Source organism: Reyranella sp. (assembly GCF_044224635.1).
Taxonomy (GTDB): Bacteria; Pseudomonadota; Alphaproteobacteria; order Reyranellales; family Reyranellaceae; genus Reyranella.
The window spans coordinates 1-14,770 of record NZ_JBGAKA010000048.1; the positions used below are offsets into that span (position 1 = coordinate 1).

The window sequence follows — 14,770 nt, forward strand, 5'->3', positions numbered from 1 at the left end:
GGCTTCATGGTCGAGGTGGTCAGGAAGGCGGGCTTCGACACGCCGATCCCGCAGGTGATCGCCACCTTCCCGGGCGAGAGCACGACGCCGACGTGCAACACCATGACGTTCAAGGATTGATTTCCTCCCCAGCGAAGCTGCTACGGAGTGGACACAACTATTGGGTGTGGCATTTTGACTCACCTCAACATTTTGTATTCGCAAGCAGGATCGCCATGGGTTTTTATTGGCGGCACCTTTGCCGAAGCGGGGTGCATGGATGTTGGACGTCGCATATTCGATGGGAGAGTTCGGGGATGCACGCCTCGCAAAAAGGGGGCGGAGCTTCTCGAACGTGTTGTCGCGCGCGGAACGAGCTGCATTCGCCATCTGGGTGACGGCGAGGGAGCGCAGACCAAGGCGTTTCGCCGCTTTCTGGCGAACGACAACGTGACGGTCGAGCGGCTGATCGAGAGCTGGCCTCAGCAGACGGCTGGTGCGGCGGCGGGCCGCCACGTGCTGGCGATCCAGGACACCAGCGAGATCGGGTTTGCCGTCACGGCCGAGCGGACGCGGGGGCTGGGCGAGATCGGCAAAGGCAAGGGCCATCGCGGCGCCTTGCTGCACGCCATGATCGCGGTCGATGCCACAGATGGCGCCTGCCTGGGCCTGGTCGGTGGCACGATTTGGACGCGCGATGGCCGGGTCGAGGTCGAGCATGGCAAACGCGCCCTGGCCGACCGGGAGTCGAGACGCTGGCTGGACACGGCGGGCACCGCTCGCAGAGTGCTCGATGCCGCAACTTGCATCACCGTGGTGTCCGATCGCGAGAGCGACATCTACGCCGAATGGGCGACGCTGCCTGACGACAAGCTGCATCTGTTGACCCGGGTCATGCATGATCGTCGACTGATCGGGGGCAGCACCCTCTACAAGACAGCCAGCACGCTCGAGTTCGTCGATCTGCGCACCGTCGAGCTCAAAGCCACGCCGACGCGGCGCGCCCGCACCGCCACGCTGGGCTTGCGCTTCGCCACCGTGAAGCTCAAACGCCCGTCCACGACGGGCGTTAAAGGCTTGTCCCCCTTTGTCCAGCTCACCCTCGTCGAGGCCGTCGAGCTGGAGCCACCTGCTGACGTCGAGCCCGTGCACTGGCGGCTGCTGACGACACATCAAGTCGGCACCATCGCCGACGCTTGGCAGATCGTCGACTGGTACAGGATGCGCTGGACCATCGAGCAGCTCTTCCGCGTCCTCAAGACCCAGGGCTTGCGCATCGAGGACAGCCAAATCGACAGCGCTCCGCCGCTGCTCAACCTCATCGCCGTGGCAACCAAGGCTGCCGCCATCACCATCCAGCTCGTGCAAGCCCGCGATGGCCAGTCCAAATTGGCCGCCTCTGTCGCCTTCGACGCCAACCAGATCGACGCCTTGGCTGCCCTCAACGCCCGATATCAAGCCAGGTCCCCGCGACAGAAGAACCCCCATCCCGTCGCTTCCTTGGCTTGGGCCGGCTGGATCATCGCCCGCCTCGGAGGATGGGACGCCTACCCTTCCTCCAGACCACCGGGCCCGATTACCTTTAAGCGCGGCCTCGATTACTTCCTCGCAATCGCTACTGGATGGGAACTCAGAGATGTGTCCACTCCGTAGCAGCAGAGCTGGGGAGGTGAATGATCGGTCCGCACCCGCATGAGCGAGCGCGGCAAAGCCTGGCTGTTCATCGCGCCGGCGCTGGCGATGGTCGTGTTGTTCTATTTCACGCCGCTGGTGCGCGTGCTGTGGGTCAGCGTGTCGGAGCCGGCGCTGGGCTTCGACAATTACGCCATGCTGTTCACCTCGGCGCCGATCCAGCGCGTGCTGATGACCACGGCGCGGATCTGCGTTTTCACCACGGCGATCACGCTCGTGCTGGCCTATCTGGTTGCCTATGTGCTGACCCACGCCTCGCCGGCCGGCCAGCGCCTGATGATGATCGGTGTGCTGCTGCCGCTCTGGATGTCGGTGCTGGTGCGCGCCTTCGCCTGGGTGACGCTGCTGCGGCGCGAGGGCCTGGTCAACAAGGCGCTGCTCTCGCTCGGCTTGATCGACGAGCCGCTTGGCCTGATGTGGAACGAGGTCGGCGTGACCATCGGCATGGTCCACTACATGTTGCCGCTCGGCATCCTGCCGCTGTGGGCCGCCATGCGCGCGATCGACAATCGCCTGCTTGCCGCGTCCCGCGGGCTGGGTGCCGGCTCCCTGCAGACCTTCCTGCGCGTCTTCCTGCCGCTCAGCCTGCCCGGGCTGATCGGCTCGGGCGTGCTGGTCTTCATCTTCTCGCTCGGCTTCTTCATCACGCCGGCCATCCTGGGCGGCGGCAAGACCGTCATGGTGGCCGAGTACATCAACCACACGGTGCACGAATCGTTGCGCTGGGGCGTCGGCACCATGCTGGCGACGACGTTGATCGCCGTCATATTCCTGATGCTGTTCGGCCTCAGCCGCATCGTCGATCTGCGCACCCTCTTCGGAGCCAAATGATGGAAGGCGCCGTCCGTCCCACCGGCCCGACCCGCTCACTGGGCTGGCTCGTCATCTGCTTCCTGGTGTTGCCGATCACCATCGTCTTCCCGGTGTCGCTGACCGACCGGCGCTACCTCTCGCTGCCGCAGGACGCCATCTCGTTCGAGCACTACGCCAACCTGTTCGGCAGCCGCGAGTGGCTCGGCAGCATCGGCCAAAGCCTCTACATCGGGGTCTTCTCCACCGTGATCGCCGTGGCGGCCGGCACGCTCTGCGCCATCGGCTGCTGGCGGCTGTCGTCGCGCGCCTCGGAGCTCGTGCGCGCCCTGATGCTGGTGCCGATCATCGTGCCGACCATCGTCTACGCCCTGGGCATCTATCGCTTCTGGGTCGATTTCCGCCTGCTCGACACCTACACCGGGGTCATCGTCGTGCATGCCGTCACCGGCATTCCCTACGTCGTCATCACCGTGTCGACGGCCTTGGCCGGCTTCGACGTCCGGCTCGAGCAGGCGGCGCGCAGCCTCGGCGCCTCGACCTGGCAGACGCTGTGGCGCGTCCTGCTGCCCGGCATCCTGCCCGGCCTGGTGTCGGGCGCCATCTTCGCCTTCATCCACAGCTGGGACGAGCTCGTGGTCGTGCTGTTCATCGCCAGCCGCGCCGTCTTCACGCTACCGCGGCGCATCTGGGACGGCATCAACGAGCACCTCGATCCGACCATGGCGGCCGTGGCCGTGATCCTGGTCCTGCTGACCGTGGTGCTGCTGACGGTCGACATCACGGTCCGGCGCAAGGAAGACCGATGAATCCGCAGAGCAAGGCCGATCGACTGGCGCGAGATTTTCTGCCGTCCGTAGACTATCTTGGACCTTGAGAGGATCGGGGAAAGGAAACGGATGATGGGCATCATCAGCGAGGGTGAATACCGCTACAACATGCTGATCAAGACGTTCGCCTCGCGGCCCGAGCCGGCGTTCGAGGCGGAGGTGGAGCAGACCGAGGTGTGGGGCCGGCCGTGGGGCTGCAACAGCGATGTCGGCAACCTGCGCAAGGTGCTGATGCATCGCCCGGGCGACGAGCTGAAGATCGTCGACCCGGCCAAGAAGCTGCCCGACATCGGCGCCTACGGCGATCCCGAGACCGGCTGGTACTGGCGCGGCGACACCGTGCCCGATCTCGCGGCGATGCAGGAGCAGCATGACGGGCTGGTCGAGGCGCTGCGCGAGGAGCAAGTCGAGGTGGTGTTCCTCGACGATTGCGCGCCCGGCAGGATGAAGTCGGTCTACACGCGCGACAGCGTCATCGCCGTCAACGGCGGCGCCATCGTCACCCGCATGGGCCCGCCGATCCGCCGCGGCGAGGAGCTGCCGGTGACCCGCACGCTGGCCAGGATGGGCATGCCGATCCTGCGCACCATCCATGGCACCGGTATCATGGAGGGCGGCTCGTTCGCCTTCATCAATCCCAAAACCGCCGTGGTCGGCATCTCGAGCCGGGTCAACGAGGAGGGCGCCCGCCAGCTCGAGGAGGTGCTGAAGGTCCAGGGCATCGAGCTGATCCGCGTGCATCTCACCGGCTACCGGCTGCACATCGACGGCAATTTCGTGATGATCGACGTCGACACCGCCCTGATCAACCCGACGCAGCTGCCCTTCACCTTCCTCGAGCGGCTGAAGGAGCTCAAGATCCGCACCATCGAGGTCTGCCCCGACGATCCGGTGTGGACCATCAATTGCTTGGCGGTGCGGCCGGGCCGCATCCTGATCGCCGACCAAGTCTCCGACCGCACCCTCGACAAGCTGAATGACGCCGGCATCTCGATCCGGCTCGTGCCCTATGACAAAGTGTACTTGGGCGGCGGCGGCATCCACTGCTCGACCGGCCCTTTGGTAAGGGACCCCGTCTGATGAGCAACCTGCGCAACGTCGATTCGCGCGAATGGGAGCTGCGTTGCGATCTCGCCGCGGCCTATCGCCTGATCGCCCATTTCGGCATGGACGATCTGATCTACACCCACCTCTCGGTGCGCCTGCCGGGCGAACAGCACCGCTTCCTGCTCAACCCGTACGGCCTGATGTTCGACGAGATCACCGCCTCTAGCCTGGTCGCGGTCGATCCCGAGGGCCATGCGATCGAGGAGGAGGAAGAGTCGAAGATCAACAATGCTGGCTTCACCATCCACTCCGCGGTGCACATGGCGCGCGACGATGCGCAGTGCGTCATGCACACTCATACGACGGCCGGCATGGCGGTGGCGGCGCAGGAGCAGGGACTGCTGCCGCTGAATCAGATGTCGATGGAGTTCTACGGCCGCACCAGCTACCACGATTACGAAGGCATCGCCCTCGATCTCGACGAGCGCGACCGGCTGGTGCGCGACCTCGGCAGCAACAGCGCCATGATCCTGCGCAACCACGGACTGCTGACCACGGGCCGCACCGTCGCCGAGGCGTTCCACTACATGTACTACCTGGAGCAGGCCTGCCGCATCCAGATCGCCGCGACCCAGGGCGGCCAGAAGGTGACCGTGCCGCCTGATGCGGTCGCCGCGCACACTGCGGCGCAGTTTGCCAGCTGGTCGGAGACAAAGGGGCAGCGGCCGTGGGCGGCGTTGCGTCGCCTGCTCGATCGTGAGAGCCCGGACTACAAGACTTGAGCGGCGACTGGCTGCCGATCGCGCCCGAGCGGGCGGGGTTTGCAGCGAACCTCAACGAGCGCCTCGACCAGGCGATCGCCGACAAGCGCATCTGGAACGTGCACGGCGTCGTGGTGATGCGCAGTGATCGCGTGGTGCTGGAACGCTACTTCCACGGCCAGGATTATGCGCGCGGCCGGCCGCTCGGCGAGGTGTCGTTCGGCGCCGACACGCTGCATGACCTGCGATCGGTGTCGAAGAGCATCGTCGGCCTGCTCTACGGCATCGCCCTGGAGCGCGGCAAGGTGCCGCCGCCTGAGGCGCCGCTGCTGTCGTCCTTCCCGGCTCATGCCGGCCTCGCGGCCGATCCGGGACGCAAGGGCTGGACGCTCCATCACGTGCTCAGCATGACCATGGGCACCGACTGGGACGAGCTCAGCGTGCCCTACAGCGATCCGGCCAACAGCGAGATCGCAATGGACCGGGCGCCCGACCGCTATCGCTACGTGCTCGAGCGGCCGCTGGTGTTCAGGCCGGGGCAGCGATGGGTCTACAATGGCGGCGCCACGGCGCTGCTCGGCCGCGTCATCGCCGATGCGACGGGAAAGAGCCTGCACGATTTTGCTCGTGAGGCGCTTTTCGATCCGCTGGGCCTCGGCCAGACCGAATGGCTCGCCGACGACAAGGGCGACGCTATCGCCGCCTCCGGCCTGCGCCTCAGCCTGCGCGACCTGGCGCGCCTCGGTCGGTTGATGCTGCGCGGCGGCAAAGTTGCCGGCAAAGGCGTGGTGTCCGCCGAATGGCTGGCCCGATCGACCACGCCCTATGTCGCGGTCGACGAGGTGCGACGCTACGGCTACCATTGGTACCTCAGCCACTTCGCCTTCGCCGTGACCAGCGGCCCGCGCTGGAGCCGCAATCGGCTCGAGCAAGCCTGGGGCGCCTACGGCAATGGCGGCCAGCGCCTCTGGGTGCTGCCCGGCCTCGATCTCGTCGTCGCCATCCTCGCCGGCAACTACGACGACCCCGAACAATGGGTCCCGCCGATGCGCGTCCTGCGCGAGGTCGTGCTGGCGAGTTTGGAATGAAAGGAACGAAAGGTCCCTCGCTGCGCTCGGGATGACACGGGGTGCTGGCCGCAAAAGAATCTGTCATCCCGAGCAGACGCTTGCGGAGCAAGCGTCGTAAGCGAGGGACCTTTTCCTCTTACGTCGCCATGTTGAACAGCTTCGCCGCGGTGCCGCCCAGCACGGCGACCCTCTCGTCGTCGCTGAGCGAATCGCAGTCGAAGATGTGGTCGACCGGGTTCATCTGCCAGGGATAGGGATAGTCGCTGCCGAGCACGATCTGCGCGGGGCCGACCTGGGCGGCGAGATGGCGGATCGCCTGCGGCGAGAAGATCAGCGAATCGAAGTAGAGCTGCTTGAGATACTCGCTCGGCTTCTTCTTCAGCTTGATGTCGGCGTTGCAGCCGGCCGGTCCCACCATGCAGGCGTGGTCCGATCGATCGGCATAGGACGGCAGGAAGCCGCCGCCGTGCGCGGCGATGATCTTGAGGCCGGGGAAGCGATCGAGCGTGCCCTCGAAGATCAGGTGCGACAGCGCGATCGTCGTTTCCAGCGGATTGCCGATCGTGTTGCCGAGCCAGCCATTGCCCGACAGCCGCTTGGACAGTTCCGCCACGCCCTGCGGATGGATGAACAGCGGGACGCCCAGTTCCTCCGCCTTCGACCATACCGGGTAGAACTTCGGGTCGGAGAACTCGACCCCGGCCACCATGCCGCCGATCGCAGCGCCCTTCAGGCCCTGCTTCTTCACCGCCGTCTCGAGCTCCTGCGCGGCGAGGTCGGGCGCCTGCAGGGTGAGCGAGGCGAAGGCGGCGAAGCGGTCCGGCTTGCTCGCGCAGAGCTCGGCCAGCTTCTCGTTCTGCAGCTTGACGATCTGGGCGGCGAGATCGCGGTCGCGGCCGTACCAGAACGGGTTGATCGACAGCACCTCCATGTCGACCGCCTGCGCGTCCATCGCCTTCAGGCGCTTGTCGATCTCGATGAAGGCCTCGGCCGCGCCCCTGACCGGCGGAAGCTGGACGGCCGCGGCGTCAGCGCCCAGCAGCGCGCCGGCCTCGCGAAAGTGGCAATGGGCGTGCACGTCGATGGTCTTGACCTTCTTGCCGTTGACGACGACCGGCAGGGCACGCGGCGCCCCTTGGGCGTGCGCGCGCTCCAGCAGGCCGCAGCTGCAGAAGACAATTCCAGTTGCCGCGGCGGTGCCGCCCTTGAGGAAGTTTCGTCGGCTGGTCGTACGATTGGTCATGGCGCATCGTCCCTCCCAGGACAGGCCGGATTGATTTCAGGCCAGCCATGACTCTACTGCGCTCGTGCACGTGACGGCATCCCCACAGATGCACCTCTCGGAGGTTGTGAATGCAAGCGCTATCGAGCGTGACTCTCATTCTCCTCCCCAGCTTCGCTGGGGAGGAATTTGAGCGCGCGCGCCGCTAACGCGGCATCTTCTCAGCGCGCGTAATACAGCCCCGGCGTGACGCTGCCGTAGCTGCCGCGCAGGCGATTGGTCCAGCCGTAGCCGACGAAGCCGCCGGCGGCGTCGTAGAGATAGTTGAAGCCCTCGAGGAACATGCGGCTGGTGTTCACGAACACGCCGGAATCGTGGACCACCTCGACGTGCCCGGGATGCAGGGGATTGCCGCGCTCGCCGACGGTGAAGGTATAGAAGGCCGGCTGCGGATTGCGCCGGTCGGGCAGGTAGATCGAGACGGTCGTGCCCGACGGCACGCGCGCGCCGCGCCGCAATCGCGTGCCTTCGGGCGGCGACAGGAACATGTAGTTGATGCCGGTATCCATCAGGATCGTGCCGTCGCCCTCCACGCCATCGACCGAGACCGTCATCGGCGCCGGTCCCCAGCTCGGCCCGCCGGTTTCCGTCGTCGGGCCGGGAGTCAGCTTCACGAAGGCGAAATTGCGCGTCAGCTCGGGCGTCATGCCGAGATGGACGGCCGTCCGCGTGATCACGTAGCCGGGCCGGATTGACGAGGCCGGCGCCCCCGACGCCAGCGCCACGATGTTGGTGAACGGATTCTTGGGCGCGTCGGCCTCGGTGCTCTGGGCCGAATTGCGGGCGAAGCCGATGCCCATGAAGGCGACGCCGCGCGGGTTCTGCTCGGGCCGGCAATCGCGGGCGCGCTCGAGGCAGGTGATGCTGGTGACGCGCAGCACCTGGACGCGCGCCGTCGCCGCCGGCATCTCGCCGTTGCGCAGGATCTCGACATTGGTGGTGTAGCGCTCGCCGTTCAAGATGCGACCGCTGCTGGTGTAGACCAGCCGGCCGGGTCCGCCTGGAACGTCGCCCGGCGCCGGCGTGTAATGCTCGGCCGCCACCACGATGCCGGTCGAGCCGGTATCCATGCCGAAGCGGCGCGGCGGCGAGCCGTGCAGCTTCATCCACACATGCGGCACCCCCGCCATGTGGATCGGCCCATTGGCGAACGGCACCTCGATCGCGCTCAGCCCCTGGTATTGCTGCCACGGGGCATCCTGCGCGCGCGCCGGCCCGATGGCGGCCGCAATGCCCAGCGCCAGGCAGAAAATCAGGCATCGACGCATGATGGCCCCTGTCTTCATCGATCTCGACACCTTGTTCCGGCGGGCATCCTTCCTCTCCTCCCCAGCTCCGCTGGGGAGGTGTCCGCGTAATCGCGGACGGAGGGTCATGAGCAACTCCTCCGGTGCCCTTGACCCCTCCGTCGCCGATGACGGCGACACCTCCCCAGCAGAGCTGGGGAGGAGAAGTAAGGACGCGCGCGGTCCAAAAGAAGACCTTTCACCCACTCCCACTGGCACTCTGGAGCGTGGATGCCGGCGATGCAATGCACGCATTGCCGGGAGCGCGCCGCCATTTCTTGACGCTTGGAACCAGCCGGCGCACGATTCGTCGGACCTCATTTCGCCTGCAAGGGATGCCGCATGCCGATATCGACGCGACCGCTTTCTCATGCCCTGGGGGCCGAGGTCATGGGAATCGATGTCGGCCAGCCGTTGAGCAATGCCGATTTCGACCTGATCCACCGTACTTTCCTGGAGCGCGGCGTCCTCCTGTTCCGCGACCAGAAGATCAGTCGCGAGCAGCACATCGCCTTCAGCCGCCGGTTCGGCGATCTCGACAATCACGACTCGCTGCCGCGCGATCGTCATCCCGACTATCCCGAGCTGCTGCTGGTGACCAACATCCCCAAGCCCAACGGCAAGCCGTCGGATTCGAAGTACACCGGCCAGCAATGGCACTCCGACATGTCGTTCACGCCGGTGCCTTCGCTCGGTTCCCTGCTGCGCGGCATCACCATCCCGCCGGTCGGCGGCGATACGATGTTCACCAACATGTATCGCGCCTACGACGCACTCTCCGACGGCATGAAGAAGCTGATCGAGGGGCTGCACGGCATCCATACCGGCAGCCGCAAGATCGACGACCTGAGCTCCGATCGCGCGGCCGAGCAGCGCAAGCTCAATCCGCCGATCGCCCAGCCGGTGGTGCGGGTGCATCCCGAGACCGGCCGCAAGGCGCTCTATATCGGCGAGAAGGTCTCGTGCTTCGTCGGCATGACCGCGGAGGAGAGCCGGCCGCTGATCGATTATCTCGTGCGCCACGCTACGCGCCCGCAGTTCGTCTACCGCCACCAGTGGCGCACCGACGACATCGTGCTGTGGGACAACCGCTGCACCATGCACATCGCCCTGGGCGACTACGAGGACGGCGAGACCCGCCATCTCGAGCGCACCACGGTCAAGGGCACGCCGTCGGGATACTACCTGCAATGAAGCGCGCGTCCTTTCTGCGCGGCGTCGGCGCTCTGGCGCTCGCGGCCCCGTCGATCGTGTGGGCGCAAGGCGCCTGGCCGGACAGGCAGATCCGCATGGTGATCCCGTTCGCGCCCGGCGGCACGACCGACCTGCTGGCCCGCGCCGTCGGCCAGCACATGGCGCAGGTCTGGAGCCAGCCGGTCGTCGCCGACAATCGCGCCGGCGCCAATGGGGTGGTGGCGGGCGAGATCGTCGCAAAATCGCCGGGCGACGGCTACACGCTGTCGATGGTGGCGATGGGCCATGCCATCAATCCGCTGATCTACAGGAAGCTGCCCTACGACGGCGACAAGGATTTCACGCCGGTGAGCCTGGTCGCCACCTTCCCGCAGCTGGTGCTGGTGCATCCCGCGGTCAAGGCCAACACCATCGCCGAGCTGATCGCGTTGGCGAAGTCTTCCGCCAAGCCGATCACCTATGCCTCGGGCGGCAACGGCTCGTCGCAGCATCTCGCCGGCGCGCTGTTCACGCACATGGCCGGAGTGAAAATGACCCATGTCGCCTACAAGGGCGGCAATCCGGCCCAGCTCGACCTGATGGCGGGCAATGTCGACGTGATGATCACCCAGCCCAACTCGAAGGACCTGATCACGTCAGGCAAGATGCGCGCGCTGGCGGTCAGCTCGGCCCGCCGCAGCGCCTTCTATCCCGAGCTGCCCACGGTCGACGAGGCTGGCGTGCCCGACTACCAGTCGGTGGCATGGTACGGCTTGGTCGGTCCCAAGGGCATGCCGGCCGACCTGCTCGCCCGGATCGCCGAGGAGACGCGCCGCGCGGCTGCGACCGAGGCGGTCAAATCCATCGTTGCCCAGCAGGGCGGCGACGTGGCCGCGAGCACGCCGGCCGAGTTCACCGCCTTCATCGACGCCGAGCGCCAGCGCTACGCCGCCATCGTCCGCGATGCCGGGATGACGGTGGAGTAGCTCTTCCTCCTCCCCACGCCCTCGCGTGGGGAGGTGTCCGCGCAATCGCGGACGGAGGGGTCATGGGCCCCCTCACGTGACTCATGACCCCTCCGTCGGCGAGGACGCCGACACCTCCCCAGCGAAGCTGGGGAGGAGAATGAGATGAGCGTCACGGAGCGGCGCACTCCCGGCCCTGAGGCCCATGACCCCTCTGTAGCGTAAGACGCGACACCTCCCCAGCGAAGCTGGGGAGGAGATCCGAGATCAATTCACGACCGCATACGCCGGTTGCCTGAAATCCGCACCGGCGCGCAGGAAGCCGGTACGGCTTTCGAGCAGGATCGCCTCGACTGAGCAGGCGCGCCGCGTGTAGGCGGGCCACATCTCGACGTCGTGGCCGCGCCGGCGCAGCTCGTCGAGCGTCGCGGCGGGCAGGCGGTCCTCGATGTTCAGGCGGCCCGGCAGGTGCGTGTAGGGCGCGAACGAGTTGGGGAAGCTGAAGGTCGCGAAGCGCGGCTGCTCGATCGCCTCCTGGATGTCCATGCCGAAATGGAAGGTGTTGAGGAACACCTGCAGCATCGCCTGGACCTGCACGTCGCCGCCCGGCGCGCCGAACGGGATCACGCTGCCGTCGTCACGCACGGCTATTGCCGGGTTGGGTGTGAGGCGCGGCCGCTTGCCGGGCGCCACGCCCGAGGGGTGGCTGGGATCGGGCCGCGATTGCGTGCCGCGCGCCGACGGGACGATGCCGAGGCCCGGGATCACGGGCGAGCGCCACGAGCCGTCCGACGGCGTTGCCGACATCGCGTTGCCCCAGCGGTCGACGGCGCAGCAATAGGACGTGTCGGGCTCGACGACGACGTCGCTCCGAAGCGCCGACGCGGCAGTCGGCGGCGGCCGGTTGCTGGGATAGGCGCCGAGCGGCGGCGGCATGTCGGGCATGGCGCGGTCGCGGTCGATGGCGCCGACGCGTGCCGCGACATGGCCATCGGACAGCAGCTCGTCCATGCCGACATCGACGAACAGCGGATCGCCGTAGCGGTACTCTCGGTCCGAGCACGCCGCCTTCATGATCTCCGTGATCAGGTGGATATAGTCGGCGCTGTTGTGCGCCAGGCCAGCGAGGCCGCCCGCCGCCTCGATCATGCGCAGCGCCTGGGCCAGCATCGGGCCCTGGCACCACGGCCCGCAGGTGTAGACCGCGAAGTCGCGCCAGCGCACCCGCACCGGCGTCTCGTAGCGGCAGTGGAAGTTTGCGAGATCATCGCGCGCGAGATACCCGCCCTCCTGTTCGTGGTAGCGCACGATGGTGTCGGCGATGTCGCCGCAGTAGAACGCGGCGCGCGCCGCCTGCAGGCCGGCGAGTCGGCCGCGCTTCGACGCGGCGCGCTCCTGGTCGACCATGTATTGCAGCGTGCCGGCGAGGTCGGTCTGCAGGAAGCGGTCGCCCACGTTGGGCGGCTTGCCGCCGGGCAGGAAGATCGCGGCATTGGAGGGCCACGAGCGGTAGCCGTCCTCGTACTGGCGGATCATGGTGGCCATGTACTCGAACACCGCAAAGCCTTCGCGGGCGTAGCGGATGGCGGCGCCGGCGACGTCGCCGAACGACATCGTGCCGTAGTCGGAGAGGGCGGTGATCCAGGCATCGGGCGCGGCCGGCACCACGGTGCGCAGCAGGCCCAATGGCATCTTGCCGCCATGCTCGCGCATGAACAGGTCGGCCGGGAAACGTGACGGCCAGTGCCCGAGGCCGGCGATGGTGACGACCGTGCCCTGCCCGGTACGGATCATGATCGGGGCCACGCCCGCCACGTTCACCTCGTCGGGATGCAGGACAGCGAGCGCGATGCCGGCGGCGCATCCGGCATCGATCGCATTGCCGCCCGCTTCGAGGATCGAGAATCCCGCCGCAGCGGCCAGGTGGTGGCCGGCTGAGACGGCATGGCGGCTGCCATAGAGGGTCGGGCGCATGGACTTCATCGAGGTACTCCCCATCATTGCGCAAGCGCGTCGAAATCTCGAATGTACCGCCGGGCGTTCGCAAGCGCCTTGCTCAGGACGACGGAACAGTGGTTTTCAGGCCGTCAGTGGCGGACGAACGGACCCAGCAGGTGGCGCCGGAAAACCTGGTCATTGAACACCACCAGGAAGAGTTGCGCGATCAGCGGACCGAGACGCGGGTCGTTCGGACCAGTCGCGTCGCTCCACGCCGTGGTCTGCGACAACGCGAGATCGTTGCGGCAGTACACGGCGAAGACGTTGAATGGCCGGCTGGCGATCGGCGGCTTGTGCCAGTGCTGGCCATCGCACACCCGTGCGGCCGTCAGGTCATTGGCGGGGTCGAACACCAGCACGAGCCGGTAGTATGGCTGCGGCATCTCGACGGGCGGCTCGTAGGTGAAGGTGAGGTTGGGCCGCGGCTTGTTTGCCTGCATGAGTGGCAGCAGGCGGCGATTGACCTCGGCGGCCGGCAGGCTGGGGAAAGGGCTGCCGGCCATGAAGACCCGGAAGCTTCTGCCGTCGGTCACGGCGAAGAACTCGCTGTAGTCGTATTGCGGTGCGTAGTAGGCCCCGCCGATCCCGCTTCCCGCGACGTCGCAGGCCGCGAGCACGGCGGTAACCAGCAGGCCAGGCAACGTCTTGAGGGGGCGGTGACGAGAGAGCTCGGGTAGTCGTCTCATCATGACCACATCCTGCTTCAGTGGGCCTCAGCCAGAGATGATTGTCGCGAGCCAGGCGCGCGCCTTGTCCTCTGTCGCGAAGTACTTCGCGGGCCGGTCCGACGGCGAGATCTTGACGAAGAGCTTGAACGTGCTGCGCAGATTGGGTTTTCCCACGACGGCAAGTGGACCGCTGGGAAGCGCCTCCGTGTAGGCGCTGAGCCGCGCCCCCATCAGCATCACATCGTTATCGGTGTATATCGGCTCGGCGTTCGCCACGTTGACGAGCTTGGCGTAGCCCATGGCATTTGCGACGACCAGGGCATCGAAATGCTCCTCCATATGCCGGAGCGTGAGGGGCCCGTCGGCGACGATGTACACGAACTTGCGCGAATGATCGATGTCCCAACGCATTGGCATCGTGTGACCCCCTGCAAGACAACTCGTACCTCTTCCCGAGGCCCAACGGAAATCTCACCAATATCGTGGTTGTCAGAGCCCAGTGTGTGACGATCTTCGCGAGCGATGCACGTGCCTTCTCTTCCCGACCCGAAGAACCTCGCCGCCCGGTGTAGGGCGACGAGCTGTCGGCGAAGCACAACGGCATCGATGGCGAGCGTTGACAACTCGTCTGCTCAGATCGGCTTGCCGGCGCTGTCTGGCCAGCGCCGCATCAGGGTGTTGGACGGCTGGCTGTTGTCGACGACCTTGCGCGCCGTCTCGATGCCTGCGACCGGCAGGCCCTCCGGGTCGAGCAAACCGACCTGGACCAGCACCGAGGCCTGGTCCCAGTAGATGTGCTCGTGCGCGACCTTGTCGCCTTCGAAGCGCACGATGGCGACCAGCGGGATCTCGACCCGCTTGCCGGTCGGCGCAATGCCCGGCAACAGCCAGTCGATCTCGCTCGTGTGGGTGAAGCAGAACACCAGCTCGTCGACGATCTGGTCGGTGCCGGTGGTGCGGCTGATCGGCCTCAACTCGGTGTCGGGTGGATTGCCGCCGATGAAGTGATACTTGTAGAAGCGCTTCAGCTGGTCGTGACCGACGCCGCCGGTCATGGTCGGGATGTGATTGACATACGGCTTCGCCACCATGGTCGCCATCGTGGCGTCGACATCGCGGGTCTCGAATTCGTGGCGACAGTGGGCTTCCCAGAGGGCTGCTAGATCGGGAGCGGACATCGTATTTCCTGCATGTTCGGAGCTCGCACCG

General features: G+C 66.5%; 14 protein-coding genes. 8 read left to right on the forward strand and 6 right to left on the reverse strand.

Annotated features, from left to right (window positions below; all coding sequences use genetic code 11):
* Positions 1 to 174 precede the first annotated feature (174 nt).
* The 6 genes from ACILR9_RS30120 to ACILR9_RS30145 all read left to right on the forward strand — a co-directional run bounded on the left by ACILR9_RS30120 (position 175) and on the right by ACILR9_RS30145 (position 6,207).
* Complete coding sequence (locus ACILR9_RS30120) at positions 175 to 1,632, forward strand: IS4 family transposase (RefSeq protein ID WP_395713675.1); 1,458 nt, start codon at positions 175 to 177, stop codon at positions 1,630 to 1,632.
* A gap of 39 nt (positions 1,633 to 1,671) precedes the next feature.
* A complete protein-coding gene (locus tag ACILR9_RS30125) occupies positions 1,672 to 2,502 on the forward strand; it encodes an ABC transporter permease (RefSeq protein ID WP_395713676.1) in 831 nt (276 codons plus the stop codon).
* Positions 2,502 to 3,290, forward strand: coding sequence for an ABC transporter permease (locus ACILR9_RS30130; protein ID WP_395713677.1), 789 nt, complete (start codon positions 2,502 to 2,504; stop codon positions 3,288 to 3,290). Before ACILR9_RS30125 ends, ACILR9_RS30130 begins: the two co-directional genes overlap by 1 nt.
* 90 nt (positions 3,291 to 3,380) lie before the next feature.
* The gene (locus tag ACILR9_RS30135) at positions 3,381 to 4,391 is read left to right on the forward strand and encodes a dimethylarginine dimethylaminohydrolase family protein (RefSeq protein ID WP_395713678.1); all 1,011 of its coding nucleotides are present in this window, start codon (positions 3,381 to 3,383) and stop codon (positions 4,389 to 4,391) included.
* On the forward strand, positions 4,391 to 5,140 hold the full coding sequence (locus tag ACILR9_RS30140) for a class II aldolase/adducin family protein (protein WP_395713679.1): 750 nt from the start codon (positions 4,391 to 4,393) through the stop codon (positions 5,138 to 5,140). Before ACILR9_RS30135 ends, ACILR9_RS30140 begins: the two co-directional genes overlap by 1 nt.
* On the forward strand, positions 5,137 to 6,207 hold the full coding sequence (locus ACILR9_RS30145) for a serine hydrolase domain-containing protein (protein WP_395713680.1): 1,071 nt from the start codon (positions 5,137 to 5,139) through the stop codon (positions 6,205 to 6,207). Before ACILR9_RS30140 ends, ACILR9_RS30145 begins: the two co-directional genes overlap by 4 nt.
* A gap of 118 nt (positions 6,208 to 6,325) precedes the next feature.
* On the opposite strand, the gene ACILR9_RS30150 is transcribed toward ACILR9_RS30145, so the two are convergent.
* Both ACILR9_RS30150 and ACILR9_RS30155 read right to left on the reverse strand, forming a co-directional pair.
* The gene (locus tag ACILR9_RS30150; protein WP_395713681.1) at positions 6,326 to 7,432 is read right to left on the reverse strand and encodes an amidohydrolase family protein; all 1,107 of its coding nucleotides are present in this window, start codon (positions 7,430 to 7,432) and stop codon (positions 6,326 to 6,328) included.
* Positions 7,433 to 7,632: 200 nt separating this feature from the next.
* Positions 7,633 to 8,739 carry a hypothetical protein gene (locus tag ACILR9_RS30155; protein WP_395713682.1) on the reverse strand — a complete coding sequence of 369 codons (1,107 nt, stop codon included), beginning with the start codon at positions 8,737 to 8,739 and terminating at the stop codon, positions 7,633 to 7,635.
* Between the two features lie 360 nt (positions 8,740 to 9,099).
* On the opposite strand from ACILR9_RS30155, the gene ACILR9_RS30160 reads away from it, so the two are divergent.
* Both ACILR9_RS30160 and ACILR9_RS30165 read left to right on the forward strand, forming a co-directional pair.
* Positions 9,100 to 9,951: a TauD/TfdA dioxygenase family protein gene (locus ACILR9_RS30160; RefSeq protein WP_395713683.1), complete on the forward strand. Its 852-nt coding sequence runs from the start codon at positions 9,100 to 9,102 to the stop codon at positions 9,949 to 9,951.
* Positions 9,948 to 10,916 carry a Bug family tripartite tricarboxylate transporter substrate binding protein gene (locus ACILR9_RS30165; protein ID WP_395713684.1) on the forward strand — a complete coding sequence of 323 codons (969 nt, stop codon included), beginning with the start codon at positions 9,948 to 9,950 and terminating at the stop codon, positions 10,914 to 10,916. Before ACILR9_RS30160 ends, ACILR9_RS30165 begins: the two co-directional genes overlap by 4 nt.
* A 246-nt stretch (positions 10,917 to 11,162) precedes the next feature.
* On the opposite strand, the gene ACILR9_RS30170 is transcribed toward ACILR9_RS30165, so the two are convergent.
* From ACILR9_RS30170 to ACILR9_RS30185, 4 genes are all read right to left on the reverse strand, one after another.
* The gene (locus tag ACILR9_RS30170; protein WP_395713685.1) at positions 11,163 to 12,878 is read right to left on the reverse strand and encodes a gamma-glutamyltransferase family protein; all 1,716 of its coding nucleotides are present in this window, start codon (positions 12,876 to 12,878) and stop codon (positions 11,163 to 11,165) included.
* Between the two features lie 104 nt (positions 12,879 to 12,982).
* Complete coding sequence (locus tag ACILR9_RS30175) at positions 12,983 to 13,582, reverse strand: hypothetical protein (RefSeq protein ID WP_395713686.1); 600 nt, start codon at positions 13,580 to 13,582, stop codon at positions 12,983 to 12,985.
* Between the two features lie 24 nt (positions 13,583 to 13,606).
* Positions 13,607 to 13,972, reverse strand: coding sequence for a hypothetical protein (locus ACILR9_RS30180; RefSeq protein ID WP_395713687.1), 366 nt, complete (start codon positions 13,970 to 13,972; stop codon positions 13,607 to 13,609).
* Between the two features lie 221 nt (positions 13,973 to 14,193).
* The gene (locus ACILR9_RS30185; protein ID WP_395713688.1) at positions 14,194 to 14,739 is read right to left on the reverse strand and encodes an ester cyclase; all 546 of its coding nucleotides are present in this window, start codon (positions 14,737 to 14,739) and stop codon (positions 14,194 to 14,196) included.
* Positions 14,740 to 14,770 lie beyond the last annotated feature (31 nt).